The sequence below is a fragment of the Microcoleus sp. T3_D1 genome (genome assembly GCF_036700405.1).
GTDB lineage: Bacteria > Cyanobacteriota > Cyanobacteriia > Cyanobacteriales > Microcoleaceae > Microcoleus.
In genome coordinates, this window is the sequence record NZ_JAUBOV010000048.1 from 24592 (window position 1) to 41796 (window position 17205).

At 44.2% G+C, this 17205-nt stretch carries 7 protein-coding genes and 1 pseudogene; 7 read left to right on the forward strand and 1 reads right to left on the reverse strand.

The genetic code is table 11. The features are described 5' to 3' along the window. Positions 1-320: 320 nt before the first annotated feature. Complete coding sequence (locus QT992_RS20985; protein WP_333319627.1) at positions 321-932, forward strand: thylakoid membrane photosystem I accumulation factor; 612 nt, start codon at positions 321-323, stop codon at positions 930-932. Between the two features lie 533 nt (positions 933-1465). Beyond that, positions 1466-2527: a mannose-1-phosphate guanylyltransferase gene (locus QT992_RS20990; protein WP_333319630.1), complete on the forward strand. Its 1062-nt coding sequence runs from the start codon at positions 1466-1468 to the stop codon at positions 2525-2527. Positions 2528-2603: 76 nt separating this feature from the next. Here the strand turns inward: QT992_RS20990 and QT992_RS20995 are convergent, their stop codons facing one another. Next, complete coding sequence (locus tag QT992_RS20995; RefSeq protein ID WP_333336593.1) at positions 2604-3188, reverse strand: Uma2 family endonuclease; 585 nt, start codon at positions 3186-3188, stop codon at positions 2604-2606. Between the two features lie 300 nt (positions 3189-3488). On the opposite strand from QT992_RS20995, the gene QT992_RS21000 reads away from it, so the two are divergent. From QT992_RS21000 to uvsE, 5 genes and pseudogenes are all read left to right on the forward strand, one after another. Then, on the forward strand, positions 3489-5141 hold the full coding sequence (locus tag QT992_RS21000) for an AarF/ABC1/UbiB kinase family protein (RefSeq protein WP_333319635.1): 1653 nt from the start codon (positions 3489-3491) through the stop codon (positions 5139-5141). Between the two features lie 106 nt (positions 5142-5247). Continuing rightward, a complete protein-coding gene (locus tag QT992_RS21005; RefSeq protein WP_333336595.1) occupies positions 5248-8550 on the forward strand; it encodes a helicase-related protein in 3303 nt (1100 codons plus the stop codon). A 521-nt stretch (positions 8551-9071) separates the two neighbouring features. Next, positions 9072-10070: pseudogene (locus QT992_RS21010) on the forward strand (sigma-70 family RNA polymerase sigma factor); the annotation flags it as partial. A gap of 558 nt (positions 10071-10628) precedes the next feature. After that, a complete protein-coding gene (locus QT992_RS33695) occupies positions 10629-15911 on the forward strand; it encodes an AAA family ATPase (protein ID WP_445305801.1) in 5283 nt (1760 codons plus the stop codon). Positions 15912-16113: 202 nt separating this feature from the next. After that, positions 16114-17058, forward strand: coding sequence for a UV DNA damage repair endonuclease UvsE (gene uvsE, locus QT992_RS21020; protein ID WP_333336597.1), 945 nt, complete (start codon positions 16114-16116; stop codon positions 17056-17058). The last annotated feature ends 147 nt before the right edge of the window (positions 17059-17205 follow it).

Sequence of the window (17205 nt, forward strand, 5' to 3'; positions counted from 1 at the left end):
GTTGTAAATTCCCAGTTGTCAGTTTCTAGTAATCAGTTGAATTTAATATCTTGCACCCTTCTGGGAAGCTAGAAGCCCACCCCACCACAAATAAATTTTATTGTGGCGCGGACTGTTCCAGTCCGCCCCTGAAAAGCCGATCGCAAATAGTGATCTTCGGTCTGTAGAATCGCCTTGTCGATCGCCACTATCAGCAATTTACGATCGTCGAGCCGAAACTACTTTAACCTACTCAACAACATTTGCCTACATTTTCCTGATAAACTTAGGAAAGTTTTTGCATCTGATTTCGCTTTCGTTACAGCAACTGCCAACAACCTATGATATTTCCTGAGAAAAAAAATTCAATTGTTACTGCTGCTTCTGGCATCCGCTGGCTGAGGCGAATCTTGTCAGCCAGTCTTGTAACAGTGGCGATCGCACTTAGCTTAATACTGCTAAGCGGCACTGCGCCAGCCTTCGCAACTCTCACAGACGATCGCTTTGACGGTACAATCTTTGCCCTCTACGCCGGCAACGGTTCCCTAGTTCCTCCTAAAGTCAAGATCACAGATTCTTTCAAACGCAATAAACCCGTATTGTTAGTGTTTTACACTGACGACAGCAGCGACTCCAAGCAATACGCGATCGTCGTCTCTCAACTCCAGGAATTTTACGGTCGCGAAGCCGATTTTATGCCCATAACAGTTGACTCTTTGCCTCCACAACCGTCACCCGAAATCACCGAACCAAGCCATTATTACGAAGGTTTCGTACCTCAAACAGTCATCCTAGACCAATCGGGAAAAGTAGTTTTTAATGAGAAAGGACAAATACCATTTGAACAGGTAGATGATGCTTTTCGGAAAGTATTTGACTTGCTGCCCAGAGAAAAATCAATCCCTCTCAAACGCCGTGTCGTAAACGAACTCAATATCGAATTGTCGAAGTAATAGGTAATAGGTAATGGCTAATTGCTAGTCGCTATAGCAATTTTCAATGATTCCTTAACCAGAGTTTTTCTGTCTTATATTGAATAAGGTACGCTGTGGCGCACCTTACATTGCTCGTGATACTAATTGGATTGAAAAAGTGACAGGCAGAAGATAGAAGGTAGAAGTGAACAAACCTGACGGTCAACTGAGTACAGTTAGACCGCAGGCTTCTTTTTCCTTTTTTTTCTCATGCTTTTTATAGTGAGGTAGTTCCACCCCCACTTGCTAATATAGTATCAGAGTATTTCCAGATCCTCAAGGGGTATAAAAGAATAATTGTCGCTTTGGGTACCTACACCCGACGCTTCTTTCCATCCCAAGGAGTAATTTATTCGGGGTACGGGGCGCAGCGCTCTGATTAATCCCCTCTAAATATACCGAGGGACTTCCCGGCTGGTAGTTAAAAATTAAGCTAGGGGTAAGGACACGGCATTGCCGTGTCCCTACCGGTATCAAGGCAAAATAGATGTGAACAGTTTAAACTTTAAACAATGAGTAGAACCTTAATTCCTGTGATTCTGGCCGGCGGTAAAGGCGAACGTTTCTGGCCACTAAGTCGCAAACAGCGGCCCAAGCAGTTTTTGAGTCTCGACGGTAGCGGCAAGAGTTTGCTGCAGGCTACTGCGGAAAGACTTTTGGAATTAGGTAACGGTTGGGACGATTTGTGGGTGGTAACGTCGGAAATGTTGGCTGCGGGGGTTCGCGAACAGTTGCCGCTGTTACCGCCGGAGAATTTGCTGGCGGAACCGGAGGGTCGGGATACTGCGCCGGCGGTGGCCTGGACTGCTATAGAAACGGAGAAGCGTTACGGTGAGGATGCGGTTGTTGGTTTTTTCCCGGCGGATCACTGGATTGGGGAACCACAGGAGTTTATCAAGACTTTGGAGGCGGCGGCCCAGTTGGCGAAAAATCAGGATGCGATCGCCACTTTGGGAGTAAAACCGAGTTATGCTTCCACTGGTTACGGCTACATCGAACAAGGCGAGGAAATTGGCAGTTTTGGGGGTTTTCCGGCCTATCGGGTGGCGAGGTTTACGGAAAAGCCCGATCGTACCACTGCGGAAGAATTTGTAGCCAGCGGCAAGTTTAGTTGGAACGGGGGAATTTTTGTATTTCGAGTCGGAACGGTCTTGACAGAATTGCGAAATCATGTACCGGAAATGATGGCAGCTTTGGAAGCAAAAGGCGCGCAGGCGTACTCGGAATTACCCAAAATTAGCATTGATTACGCGCTGATGGAGAAGACGCAAAAGGCCTGTGTTCTGCCCGTAGGCTTTAGCTGGGACGATTTGGGAGATTGGAATGCGATCGGTCGTTTGCTGCAAGGAGATAAGCCGAATGTGGAGTTAGCAAAACACGTCGGCATTGATACGAAAGGCGGCATTTTTTATGCAGCCGATCAGAATGAAGTCATTGTCACCATTGGTTTAGAAGATGTCGTAGTTGTCAGAGATGGCAATGTGACTTTGATTGTGAAAAAGGACAGGACGCAGGAGATTAAACAGGTAATTAAAGTGTTGGGAGAAGATGATAAATTGAAAGATTTATTGTAATTAATTCTGTAGGGTACGCAGTGCGTACCTTACCGCTACCAATAGTTTTGCTCTTCAGTTTTTGCATCCAAGAAGGTTAAATAATTTCTGCTAAATCCAAGACAAAACCTGGCAGTACCTCTTCCCCTGAGAGAGTGCGAGGATTTTGGATAATTTCAACATCTTGACCGGGGCGATAAATTTCTACCCGCCGATTTTGCCTGTCAATTAACCAACCCAATTTAGCACCGTTCTCTATATATTCTTGCATTTTCTCTTGAAGTTTCTTCAAGGAATCAGTCCGAGAACGCAACTCGACAACAAAATCAGGACACAAAGGAGCAAAACTGTCTTTTTGTTCGGGTGTTAAAGCATCCCAGCGTTCTTTTTTGACCCAAGAGGCATCAGGAGAGCGATCGGCACCATTGGGGAGCCTAAAGCCTCCAGAAGAGTCGAAGGCAACTCCTAGATTATTTTGGCGGCTCCAGGCTCGAAGTTGATACGATAGATCCATATTGCGCTTGCTAGTTTCACTGCCTGTCGGTGGCATAATAATTAATTCCCCGGATGCTGTACGTTCAAATTGATAATCACGGTTGTTCTGACAAAGCTGAAAAAATTGCTCGTCAGTTAAGTTGATGGATAATTCGATCGAGGTCTGAGGAAATTGGATTGCAATCATGTCTCTTATACGGTTTTAAACACATTTAGACTCGGGTTATTTAATCACTTACTCATTCCAGTATTTGACACATTTTTTCAATTAAATAAATTTAATTATAAAAATATCATGTCTGCTTTAACTGTATATTACTATCAGGAGTAATGCCAAAGCCAAAAACCGATCGCCCCCACACCCCAAAATTCTCACGCGCATTCCCACCCTTTCGCCCAAGTTATTCCCCAAGACACTGGTCAGCCCGGTCAACAGCGCTATCCTAGTAGTTATATAGCCCTTAAACCCGATCGACCCGGAGGCCCCTTGTTTAGCCTAGTTCAAAACAATTCTCGCAAAGGAGAAATTCTAGAGGTCGTCTTCCGCAACGGTTGGGACTACATGAAAAGCCTCCTAACCGGCCGCAAAACCGACGCACCCAGTCTCCCAACTCCAGCAGTTCTCCGCAACATCCTCGTCCAATTAGGCCCAGTTTTTGTCAAATTAGGACAATTGCTGAGTACCCGTCCCGACCTTTTACCGGCCAGCTATATCGAAACTCTCTCCACGCTACAAGCGGAAGTGCCGCCCGTACCGTGGTCGCAAGTAGAAGCAATCGTCCGCCAGGAACTCACACAATCTCTCGAAAATACCTTCGCCAAATTTAACACCGAAGCCATCGCCGCAGGTTCGATCGCCCAAACCCACAAAGCTACTTTAAAAGACGGCCGCGAAGTCGCCCTCAAAGTTCAGCGCCCCGGTATTGATATTGTCATCGAACAAGACATCGCCGTGCTCCGAGGTTTGGCAGAACTTGTCATGCTCACAGACTTCGGTCAACAATACGATATTGTGGCCCTAGCTGAAGAATTTGCGATCGCCCTGCGTGCAGAATTAGACTTCATTCAAGAAGCCAGCTACACAGACGAACTGCGCCGCAATTTATCTAAAAGTAAATGGTTTGACCCCACACAAGTTGTCTTACCAGAAATTAACTGGGAGTTGACCACAAAAAAACTCTTAGTAATGGAGTGGCTGAACGGAGTCCCGATTTTGTTAGGCGATTTGCAAGGAATTCGCCACAAAGGAGATATAAATGCCGAACGCGAAGATATTACAACGCTGCTTTGCCGCGTTTTCTTCCAGCAGTTATATATCGACGGCTTCTTTCACGCAGACCCGCATCCGGGAAATTTATTTTATCTCAAAGACGGCCGGATAGCTTTGCTCGACTGCGGCATGGTCGGCCGATTAGACCCGCGCACTCAGCAGAATTTGACAGAAATGTTGCTGGCCATTGTGGATTTAGACGCTCAGCGCTGCGCTCAATTAACATTGGAAATGGCAGAATTTGCTCAGCCTACAAGTTTAGTTAATCTAGAGAACGATTTAGCTCGAATGCTCCGCAAGTATTACAATGTGAGCTTGTCGCAAATGAACTTGTCGGAAATTTTTTATGAGGTGCTAGAAATCACCCGCAAAAATAAAATTCGGCTTCCCAGCAATCTCGGTTTGTATGCAAAAACTCTAGCTAATCTGGAAGGACTGGCGCGCTCTTTTAATCCCCGATTTAATATTGTAGAGCAGGTCAAACCGCTGATGACCGATATGTTTCGGCGTCAGTTATTCGGAGATGACCCGATACAAGCTTTGTTGAGAACTGCCCTGGATCTGAAAAGCTTGTCTTTGCAATCCCCGCGACAGGTGGAAGTGCTTTTAGACCGGGTTACTTCGGAAACTTTGAAGTGGAACTTGACACTAAAAGAACTCGATCCGCTGCGTCGCACTCTGGGGGATTCTGCGAACCGACTTTCTTTTAGTATTGTTGTGGGTTCGCTGATTATAGGGGCGGCAATTATTTCTTCTAACGCACAAAGTTCTCAGCTATCTTTTCTGAGCACTGGTTTGTTTGGGGCGGCGAGTTTTTTGGGTTTTTGGTTAATTATTAGCATTCTCAGGTCAGGGCGTTTGCGGAGTTGATTGTACAATATCGGTATGTGTTGTGGAACAGGCCGGAAAGCCTGTTCTTGAGAATGGTGGAAGATGTAGAATATAGCCTAGTGCAACAACCGCATAAAGGTAGGCTATGTCACAGGATGATGCTTCTCTCCCAAAGTCGGCAATTAGAGACAACCGCCGCCGCGGCACTGTGGGCGATTTTTTGAAAGCCAAGGTTGAGGAAAACTCAACCTTGTCAATTGTTTCTGCTTACTTTACAATTTATGCTTTTGATGCTTTGAAGGAACAACTTCTAGGTATTAAAAGCTTGAAATTTCTCTTTGGCGAACCGCGCTTCATCAAGTCCCTTGACCCCAGTAAAACTGATAAAAAGGCGTTCCAAATTGAGGATGAGGGCTTGCAGCTACAGAATCGGTTGGAGCAAAAGCGGGTTGCGAAAGAATGTGCAGAATGGATTGAAAAAAAAGTACAGATCCGGTCGGTAAAGCAATCTAATTTACTGCACGGCAAAATGTATCACATTGCTCATAAGGGAACTGAAAATGCTATTATGGGCAGTTCTAATTTTACGGTGCGGGGACTGGGATTAGGTACGAAATATAACAATATTGAACTCAATCTAGAAGTAGATAGTAAACGCGATACCCGCGACCTTAAAGCCTGGTTTGATGAACTCTGGAATGATGCCGAACTCATCGAAGATGTCAAACAAGATGTGCTGCTGTACCTAGAGCAACTTTACCAGAATAATACTTCTGAGTTTATCTACTACAAAACTCTGTTTCATATCTTCGAGACTTTTCTAGATGACCTAGAAAAAAACGATATTCTCAGCGAACAGTTACACTTTTTTAATACAGAAATTTGGAACTCCCTATTTGAATTTCAGAAAGACGGAGTTAAGGCTGCTATCAATAAAATCGGACGATATAACGGGTGTATTATTGCTGACAGCGTTGGTTTAGGTAAAACATTTGAAGCTCTAGCGGTGATCAAATATTTTGAACTTCGCAATAAAGGAACAGTTTTGGTTCTTTGTCCCAAAAAACTCCGCGAGAATTGGACTGTATATCTAGCACAGAACAATAGCGAACTGAATCCTTTTCTTAAAGACGGCTTTAACTATGCAGTCTTATCTCACACCGACTTGAGCCGCGATTCCGGTAGGTCTGGGGACATTGATTTAGCAACGATTAAATGGGGTAACTATGACTTGGTAGTTATTGACGAATCCCACAATTTCCGCAACAACATCAAGAGCAAACGGGACGAATCTGGCAATCTAATTAGAAAGAGTCGTTACGAAAGGCTGATGGATGATATTATCAAGAGCGGTGTCAAAACTCAGGTGTTACTCTTATCAGCAACTCCGGTTAACAATGATTTAAAGGATTTGCGGAATCAACTTTATTTTATCACAGAAGATCGCGATGCTGCGTTTGGGGAATCGCTGGGAATTGCCAGTCTGCGCGATACACTAGCTGATGCTCAGGGGAAATTTACCAAGTGGGCCAAGAAAAGTCGCGATCGCAAAACTAGCGAACTGCTGGAAGAACTAAGTTCTGCTTTTTTCAAACTGCTTGACGAATTGACGATCGCACGATCGCGCAAGCACATTCAAAAATACTATAAAGATGCGATCGCCCAATTAGGCGGCTTTCCAGAACGGCTCAAACCCATCTCCGTATTTCCTGAGATTGACCTAAAGGGTGAGTTCATGTCCTACGAACAGCTTAACAGCGAAATTTCTAAATATCAACTCTCGCTATTCAACCCTTCAAAATATGTCCTGCCGCCATACCGTTCGGTGTATGAAAATAAAAGAGTGCAAAACTTCAAACAGAGCGATCGGGAACGCTCTCTAATCGGCATGATAAAGGTTAATTTTTTGAAACGCCTGGAAAGCTCGGTGAATTCCTTCGCTATCACAATGCAGCGGACTATTGACAAAATATCCGAGTTACAAAAACGACTCGAATCCTTCAGGAATTGGCAAGACGAAAACGCGGAAATTGATTTCAAGGATTTAGAGTTCGAGGCAGAAGAAGACGAGGATTTACGAGCGGCGTGGGAGGTTGGCAAGCTAAAAGTTAAAATGGCGCACCTCGATGTCGAAACCTGGTTAAAAGACCTGAAACGCGACAAGGAACAGCTTAAAAAAATTTACAATTCTGCCCAAAGCATTTCTGTTGAACGCGATGCCAAGCTGGCTGAGTTAAAAGAACTGATCGCCGAGAAAGTTAAGCATCCTACCACTAACAAGCATGACCAACAAAATCGCAAGGTTTTAGTCTTTACAGCCTTTGCAGATACGGCAGTCTATCTCTACGAAGGATTGCGGGAATGGGCAAGAGTAGAATTGAAAATTAACTTAGCTTTGGTCACTGGGGGATCGGCGGCAAATAAGACTACCTTTGGCAAAAACGAGTTCAATCACATCCTGACAAATTTTTCGCCTTTCGCCAAGAAACGCGCCCAAATTCCATCTATGCAGCAAGACGGCGAGATTGATCTATTGATTGCCACAGATTGTATTTCCGAAGGGCAAAATTTACAAGATTGTGATTATCTGATTAACTACGACATACACTGGAACCCAGTCCGAATTATCCAGCGGTTTGGTAGGTGCGATCGCATTGGCAGCCCCAACCACACGGTACAATTAATTAATTTTTGGCCGACAGAGGACTTGGATCAATACATCAATCTGAAAAATCGAGTAGAAGCACGGATGGCACTAGCAGACATGGCTGGTACATTTGAAGATAACCTGCTGGAGGCAAAGGAGATTCAAGAACTGATTGAAAGTGATTTGAAATACCGCGACAAGCAGTTGCTGCGATTGAAAGATGAGGTGCTGGATCTCGAAGATTTCACGGAGAGTGTAGCCCTAACGGAATTCACTCTCGATGATTTCCGAATGGAACTAGCCAAATACATTGAGAGCAACCGCAAACTACTCCAAGATGCTCCTTTAGGACTCTATGCAGTAGTTCCAACTAACTCGGAGTACCCGATAATTGCTCCGGGCGTAATTTTTTGCCTCAAACAAAAAGGCGATTGTCTTGATAATAAAACCGTCAACCCACTGCAACCATACTTTTTAGTTTACGTTCGAGAAAATAAGAAACTGCGATTAACTTTTGCTCAACCCAAACAAATACTTGAAATATATCAGTTGCTGTGCGCGGGGTGTACTGTTCCCTATGAAGAGTTGTGCAACTTGTTCGATAGACAAACTAATAACGGATTTGATATGAGTTTGTATAATGATTTGCTTGAGGGGGCGGTTGATTCAATTGCAGGTATTTACAACAAGCGGCTCAGCGGAAATCTGCTGTCTAGTCGCCGTGCTGTGTTGGTTGAACAAGCCCATCAGGTTAAAGCAACAACTGATTTTGAACTGATTACCTGGCTGGTGATTAAATGAGCGTCAGCGAACAACAAGCCAAAGAATCTATTAACCAAGCTTTAAACAGTTTTGCCAAGGGAAAACTTGCCGATAATGCCCGTAATTTGTTCTTTGCTCTTGGCTACCGCAGTGATAAAACTCTTCCGTTTTATCCTAATAGTTCGGATAATTTTATTGCAGTATTTGACATATATCACAAGCTCAACTCCCAAAAAGCTCTCTTAGAGGAATGGCTGTCGGTCGATTTCCTCTTCCAGTTTACCGGAACAGAAATTGCAGATAATGACCAGTTTGTCGAATTTGATACTAGCAGCGGTGACAGTGCCTTTTTTACTTCCTACTTGTTTTTCGCGATCGCACTGCGGAGGAGCGCGTACACTATCGAACAACTTGACGGGATTGTCAGCGAGATTAATAAAATTTTCCCCATGCCGGCGATCGTTCTTTTTCAGCATGGAGAAACTCTGACTTTATCCATTATCAACCGCCGCGCCAACAAACACAATGAATCTAAAGATGTATTAGAAAAAGTCAAACATATTAAAGATATCCCATTCGACCATCCTACAAACTCCCATTTAAAAATTCTCTTCGATCTTTCCTTGGCAGAGTTGCATAAAAATTACGGATTTAGCAACTTTGACGAATTTCACGAAGCTTGGCATAAAACCATTCCTGACAGCATTAAATTTAAAGAAGACCGTATACCGTCAGATTCGCTTCGGGTTTACCTGCAAGAAATCCGTCGATTTCCCATGCTCAAAGCTTACGAAGAGATTGAATTAGCTCGTAAAATTGCTGAATTAGAATTAGAGGGCTGCCGAAAAGCTAAACACAAAATGGTAGAGTCTAACTTGCGGCTGGTAGTCTCAATCGCTAAAAAATATCAAAATCGAGGGCTGGATTTATTAGACTTGATTCAGGAGGGAAATCTGGGTTTAATCAGGGCTGTAGAAAAGTTTGATTGCACGAAAGGCTACAGGTTTTCCACCTACGCGACTTGCTGGATACGTCAGGCAATTACGCGGGCAATTTATAACCATTCCCGCACCATCCGGGTACCAGATTACTTGTGGCGCACAATTTCCGAGGTTAAGCAAACTACTAAACGGCTTTCTCAAGAATTTGGTCGTATTCCCAAGATGGAAGCAATCGCCAATTGTTTGGAAATGACAACTGCAAAATTGCGCTTGGTTATTCAATCGGATAAACCTATCATTTCCTTAGATACTCGAATGGGTGAGGAGGAATGTTCTACATTGGGAGAGTTGATTGAATTCGATGGGGAAACACCAGAAGATTACATTTTAAACATTAACCGACTGGCAGACATAGAAAGAATCTTAAAGACCCTCAAACCCCGCGAACGTGAGGTTATGCGGATGCGATTCGGCTTGGATAATGGCTGCGAGAAGACTCTACAGGAAATCGGCAATATATTTGATGTTACCCGCGAGCGGATTCGGCAAATTGAGGCTCAGGCTTTGACAAAGTTGCGATCGCAGCGTCGCAGCACATTGCTAGAAGATTATATTCGCCCGACAGCAATTGACCAAACTCACACAAAAAGATTGATCGCCCAACCGATGCAGCCCAGACTGTTCAACATTTCAAAAAACTTGTCTCGCAGCCATTGCGACACTTTCTTACAAGAGCCTGTAGGTGATAAAATAGTTGAGATAGCTAATATGACCGAACCATTAATTCCTTCTAACAATTTCATAGAAGAATCAAATATACAACAAACAATATTGGCTGAGACTTATCTGTCGAGGGCAGAGGGAAGTGAAAAAAATCTGAATTATGCAAATTTGAATGAGCATAATTTCCACATTGCCGAACTGAGAGAAAATAACTTGAATGGAGTGATTAAACCGATGGAACACAATTCAGCAGACTTACTCAAACAACTCACCGCACTAGAAGATGTTTTTTCCCAACTGGAAGCACGGCTGTCAGAGGCGAGTGGAAAGTTGCTTTACCCTGGTATACCTATATGTCAAAAGCTGATTCAAGAACTTGACGAGTCCGGTAAAAATTTTATTCAGCTTCGCGACAAGGCGCTAGAACTGGCTGAATATTTGGCAGTATCGCCAATGCAGAAAGCTGAGGAAATTGGTTCTTTAGCAGATATCAAGTCTGTACTTGAGCGTGTTGATTTTGCCGAGAAGCAAAAAAGTGTGATCGCTCTTGTCCGCGACTCTGCTTTGAGGGTTCTGGAACGAATTTTAGCGATCGCCCATCGAGTAGAGAGCAATTTTCAGTCATTGTTGGAATGTCAGCAAAAAGCCCGCGAACTTCAACGCGCCATCTCCGAATCGCAGGAGTCTGACTTGCATCCCGACACCCAACTCTTGGCTGACGGCAATCATCCATTCTGCAAACTGCTAGCACTAATTGCAGAATTGGACGCAGCAGATTACGAGCGTTTATTTTCCTTACAGAATGCCGTAGCTTCATCATTTGGAATTCCTTTGGCGATGGCAGCAGTCAGACGAGAATTGACGCTCCAGACCGAAGCAATACCAGATTTACCTGCTCCTTCTACTAACAATAACTTAGAGGCAACTTCCTTAGTTGAGGAGCCGGAACCTGAAACTGTTCCTATTCTAGAACAACCACCATTAGCAGAGTTGAACGCGGTCTTGATAGAGGAGGCGATCGCGCAGCCAACCACTGAAAATATCCCAGATATTCCACCAACAGAAGCGCCTACCGCAACTCAGATAAATAATCAAAATTGGGAAAATAAGCAAGGAAAAGAAGTTGACAAGCCAGGGAATAAAAAAAGAGAAGAAAAACAGTCTCTCTACAGCTTCTCGCCCAATGATACCGCTCAACAAATCGCTCAATCCATCTTGGACGACCCCGACCCACAACGCCCAGCAGTTTTGCGCGACTTAGTTTGGCGACTGATTTTTGAACAAAAACTCAGCCTTGCATTTCATTTAGCTCGCTGCTTTGAAAAACAATACTCCAACTTTGAACCGCACCTGCCACCGCAGTTAATTCGAGCAGTATTGCTAGGACAAAACCTGCGCTATGACGTAGGATATGGAAAACTTGCAAATCTGCTTAAAGATGACTTCACCAGTTACACCGCCAGCTATTCATTACCAGACAAAAGTGAATGGAATCAAGCTGCAAGCTTGCTCTTAGCCGCAGCAGCAATGCGACCGTCTTTACTAGCGCCAAATACTGGTGCGAAGCACCTTCTCCAGCAACTTCACTTCGGTAAAGCTGGACTTGCAAAACTGTACGATTATTGCCAAATAATAGCCAAACACGGCGATGGTCAGCGGGCGCTGGATCTCAAAGCCATCAAGAAAGCCAAAGACCAAGCAGACGTACAAAAATCTTTAGACGAATTGCATCAAAACATCGAAGCTTGGTGGTTTCAAGCACAGAAAAAAGATATGATTTACCCCCCGGCGAAGAAGGTTTGGCAGGATTGGTTGAAGCCTGACGAACTGATTCACTCTTTAGTATTTCCTGTACTTGAAAAAGATTTGAGTAAACTTTCAGAACTCAAGCAGAAAGTCAATCAATTGTCTGACGAATCCCAGATCGACTCTGAAATTGAGAAGACAGACCGTAAAATTCGCCACCGCACTCGCCGTGATGCAATGATGGGGAAAGCCGTGATTCAGTTGCGCGATCGCGTTCGTGAACCTGTTGATTTGGTGGGAAAGTGGATTGAGGTTCAGGAATCGCGCTTAGATCGAAGAGACAATTATCTTCAGAAAGAAGCCCAACAGTTAAAAGAAGATATTGAGAAGCTTCAAGATACTGTTATTAAAGAATTGGATGCCTTTGAGGAAACAAAACCTCCAGTGTTTATTTTAGCTGGTATTGCCTGTTGCCGAAAAGCTGTCAAAGATATCGGAAATCTCTTCGATCCAGATACTGAATTGCCTACCGCAGAACCTTACCTAAAACATATCCTGCACGCGGATCTGTTAAGAATGCCGTCTCTCCCGATCGACGATGCCTGGGAACTGGATATCGCTACTCCTGAAGCGGGTATAGAGGTAATTTTGGAGTTAGTCAAAAATGATATTTGGGATTGGCAACAAGCATTCGATCTGCACAGTTATCTCTGTAGTTCAAAAGCTGTGGGAAATCACGAGGCTACGGCACAAATCATCGAATACCTCGAACTCTACCCCGAACCAAAAATAGACATCGCTCAGCTAAAGGACTTACGAAATAATCGGATTGAAGAGTGTCAAGGAATTTTGCAGGAGCAGGTCGAGACTACTAGCAAACAGCTCGAAAGTGCCGTAGCTTTTGGTTTACTAAGAGAAACAGATAGAAGTGCTTATGCAGCACAGATTGAAAGCATTAAAAATGCTCTGGTAACAACCAGGCGGTTTTCCGAAAAAATTGAGCTGCTTCGGGCGATCGGTCAAGGAATTAGCGCCAAGCGCCAGGAACAAATCGATCGAGTATCCGAGGAATTAGAGAGTCTTCAGCAAACAGGTATAGCAGATGCCGATCGTACCAGAATTTGCAGTGTATTGGAGCAAGGCGATATCCTGACGGCCGAGGAATATATAGATATGCTGAAAAAGGGGCGATCGCTTCCTGAACCAGAGGAAAAGAGAGAGGCTTTTAAAGACTTCTTCGAGCATAAGTATGCTGCGATCGAAAAAGTGCTTGAGGAGTGCGATCGCGATCGACAAAAAAAGCAAAATCTAACTGCAGACATTGGCAAAGGCAAAAGTATCGCCAAAATCCAGATGCCGCAGGGGCCCCAAGCCAAAAAAGCCGCTGAAATGCTTGATGCTTGGTTTGCAGTCAAGGGCAGAAATCAAGTCACAGAGAAAGATGCTTACCAAATTCTCAGCAATCTCGGTTTTAATATAAAATCTGTTGCCGTCAAAAAATTAGGAATATATACCTGGATTGACGTTAATTCTGAGCCGATATCTGACCAAAATCGCTGTCCTGTGTCTGCCTATGGTTCAGCCACGAAGGGTCATTACCGCATTCTTTGCGTATGGGATAGACCGAACGAACAGGATCTCCTCAATGCCGTTGGAGAAACTGCTCTGGGAGGGCCAGTCTTCGTTTTTCATTTTGGGCGAATGACCGTCAAGAAACGCCGAGATTTGGCTGATTTGTGCCGGCAGCGTCGGAGCACTTTCATTGTTATAGATGATGTGCTGATGCTCTACCTTTGCGGAGAACAAAAAACACGCTTACCTGTATTGTTTGACTGTACCTTACCCTTTACTTTTCTAGAACCGTATAAAACCGCAGCCGGAGAGGTTGCACCTGAGATGTTTTACGGGCGAGTACGAGAACGGGAATCTATAATCAATCCTGAAGGTTCTTGTTTAATTTATGGAGGCCGCCAGTTAGGTAAAACGGTTTTGCTTAAGTATGTACAGCGGACTTTTCACGCAACCGACGCGGGAAGGAACGCCCTATTTTTGGATATCAAAAAAATTGGGCGCCAGCAACAGTTAGATGAAATTTGGCATCTACTAAACGAAGAATTGGATAAATTGCAAATTCCCGGTATCAACCGGCGCAATTCCGTCCGCGAAAGCAGCTTGCAGCGGATTAAAAGTTGGCTGGAATCGGACAATCAGCGACGCTTTTTGCTGTTGTTGGATGAGGCAGATAATTTCCTGGAAGCCGATGGTAAGGAGGATTTCCCGCGCTGTGATGAGTTCAGAAAATTAATGACGGAAACTAACCGACGTTTTAAGGTGGTCTTTGCCGGATTGCACAACGTTCTGAGAACCACTAGACAAGCAAACCATCCCCTGGCTCACTTTGGCAAGCCGATCTGCATTGGACCGCTGCTGAATAATGGTGAAATGCGAGCCGCAACAGCTTTGGTAGAACGTCCGCTGGCTAGTCTTGGCTATGGTTTTGAATCGCCCGATTTAATCCCGCGCATTCTGTGGCAGACTAACTATTATCCGAGCTTGATTCAACTTTATTGCGAGCAGTTACTCAAGCACATCACTAACCCAGATGTCCCTACTTTCGATCCTAAAATTAGTCCGCCTTACGCGATCGCTTCTCGCCATGTAGAAGAAGCTTATCAAAGTCAAGACCTTCGCAATAATATTCGCGATCGCTTTAAGTTGACACTGGGGCTCGATCTGCGCTACGAAGTAATTGCCTACTCAATTGCTGATGGTTCTCAGCAGAATGAAACAGGTATGGAGGATGGGTTTTCTGTATCTTGGATTCGCGAACAAGTCTTGTATTGGTGGTCTGAGGGATTCGCGGGAAGGTCATCGGAAGATGAAATTCTTGCTTTACTAGAAGAAATGGTCGGATTAGGAGTTTTACGAGAAACCGATGCAGGTTACTTCACTCTGAGAAGTTCTAATTTAGCCTTGCTTATGGGTACGCAGCCAGAAATTGAAGCAGAACTTCTGAGACCCCGCAAAGCTCCACCTGAATACGAACCTGCTACTTTTAGGTCTCCTCTTGTCAAAAATAAAGCTGATTCCCGGCGGAGTCCTTTAACTGTTCAACAGGAATCAGAGCTGCTGCGCCGGGAGTACGGTGTCTCTATTATATTTGGCTGCCAAGCGGCAAGAATTGACGATTTGAGAGTTTTTATGATGGAAGCAGCATCTAGTAAGAAGGATTGCAAAATTCACTATTTAGAAAATCTCTCTGATCGATCGGATTTCAGCCAGCGTTTGACAGAAATTATTAACCGTCGCAAGAAAGATACCACGACGCTCGTTGTTGTATCAGCCACCACCCTTTGGAGTAAGGATTGGGTTGATGACACACTTAAGAAACTCAAAAGATTGACTAAAGAAAAGTCGTTTATTCAGCTTGTTTTCGTCGCATATCCTGAGAAGGCTTGGCAGTTAGTTATTCATAATTGGAGTGGTTTTGATTCCTTTAAGGAACTGAGATTTTTCAGCCTCAAACCTTGGCACGAGGCCGCCCTGCGACATTGGTTGGAAGATGTTAATTTACCCAGCGAACTAGAAGTTAGAAAGAAGATTACGGCAGTTACAGGGAATTGGCCAAACCTGCTGCAAAAATTCTATCAATTTTCTCAAGCTAATCCGCATTGCTGGCAAGATTCCTTGGCGGAACTGAAGAATCAATTTAATAAGTCTGACAAATTAATTAATTCAATGGGCTTTGACGGTTGCGAACCTCAAATAAAACTGGTGATGCGAACTTTGGCCCAATGGGGAGAAGCAGCAGCGGTTGAGGAATTAATTGAGGTTCTTGATGATGTATCGCCTGAAATTGTCAAGCAGACTCTCAGATGGGCGGAGATCCTAAGTCTTGTCTCGCATTTAGGAAATCAGAAGCAAGACGGTAAGGATTACTGGCAGATTGACCCTGTAGTTGGTCGTCTGCTCGAATCTATGGCAGAGTAATACAAACTTTCTGCTGTGCGATGTACTTAAGCAGATCTCTGACTTAAGATAGGCGATCGACCGCAACAGCTAAGTCTAAGCTAGAAATTATAGTTAGATCGAGTTTTGAGGGACTAAAGTCTCTCAAAACTTGATAACTAAGGACTTCAGTCCTTATTACAAACCTATTTTGTGATAAAAATAGAGCTAGGTGTTATTTTGAATGAGTAATATTAACCAAGTATTGGAAAAGGACAAATTGCCGGAATTGGGGTTAGTCTGCATTACAACATCCGATGCAGTTCGCTTTCGCACTGTCACGCGGAAGCGACTTTTACAGCTTTCGGAAACTGAACAAGAAACGGTATTGCGCGAGCTTTATACAGACAACTTAAAGCGGCTTGACAAAGCGATCGACTTCTGTTCAGCTAATCAGATTAAGCTCTACCGCATGACTTCTGCACTGTTCCCTTTTGCAGATACAGATTTGGGGGAAGCAGTGCTACACTCCATGACTGAGGAATTGCAAAAGACGGGCGATCGCGCTCTTTCTTTGGGCATCCGTTTGGTACTCCACCCGGATCAATTTGTTGTACTCAGTTCTGACAAGCCTGATGTCGTTAAAAACAGCATTAAAATTCTGGCAACTCATGCTTTAATTATGGATAAGTTGGGACAACCCCGATCGCCCCAGGCACTGATGAACATTCACGGCGGCAAGAGCGATCGCACTTCGCAACTCAAGTCTGTCATCCGCGATTTACCCGAATCAATTCGATCGCGCTTAACCTTTGAAAATGACGAATACGCTTACAGTTCCTCGGAAATTTTAGAAGTTTGTCTCGATACCGGCGTACCAATGGTTTTTGACGCCCACCACCACGTCATTCACGAACATTTAGAAACTTACGACGATCCCAGCGTCGCCGAAATGCTCGCAGCAGCCCGCACAACTTGGTCTGTTCCTGAATGGCAATTAGTGCATATATCGAATGGCAGAGAATTTTTTGCCGATCCGCGCCACAGCGATTTAATTACAGAAATGCCTAATTGCTATTATCAAGCTCCTTGGATTGAAGTAGAAGCTAAATTCAAAGAATTAGCTATTGACAAGTTGCGCGCCGAATGGTTGTCTGCGAATGTTCCACAATTTAGCAATGTCTCTTAGGGTGGGGTTTTACAAACCATCTTTGTTTAACACCAATCATCTCGAAAATTCACCCCCACCCAATGATAAATCGCAAGAACAGGCAAGATGCCTGTTCCACAAAGAATGAATTTTCTTGTGGGGTGTCCCGCAAGAACAGGCAAGATG

Bases quoted from the DNA above. Each gene is read 5' to 3' on its own strand.
- QT992_RS20985 (WP_333319627.1), top strand. From the start codon at position 321: ATGATATTTCCTGAGAAAAAAAATTCAATTGTTACTGCTGCTTCTGGC.
- QT992_RS20990 (WP_333319630.1), top strand. From the start codon at position 1,466: ATGAGTAGAACCTTAATTCCTGTGATTCTGGCCGGCGGTAAAGGCGAA.
- QT992_RS20995 (WP_333336593.1), bottom strand. From the start codon at position 3,188: ATGATTGCAATCCAATTTCCTCAGACCTCGATCGAATTATCCATCAAC.
- QT992_RS21005 (WP_333336595.1), top strand. From the start codon at position 5,248: ATGTCACAGGATGATGCTTCTCTCCCAAAGTCGGCAATTAGAGACAAC.
- QT992_RS33695 (WP_445305801.1), top strand. From the start codon at position 10,629: ATGCAGAAAGCTGAGGAAATTGGTTCTTTAGCAGATATCAAGTCTGTA.
- uvsE (WP_333336597.1), top strand. From the start codon at position 16,114: ATGAGTAATATTAACCAAGTATTGGAAAAGGACAAATTGCCGGAATTG.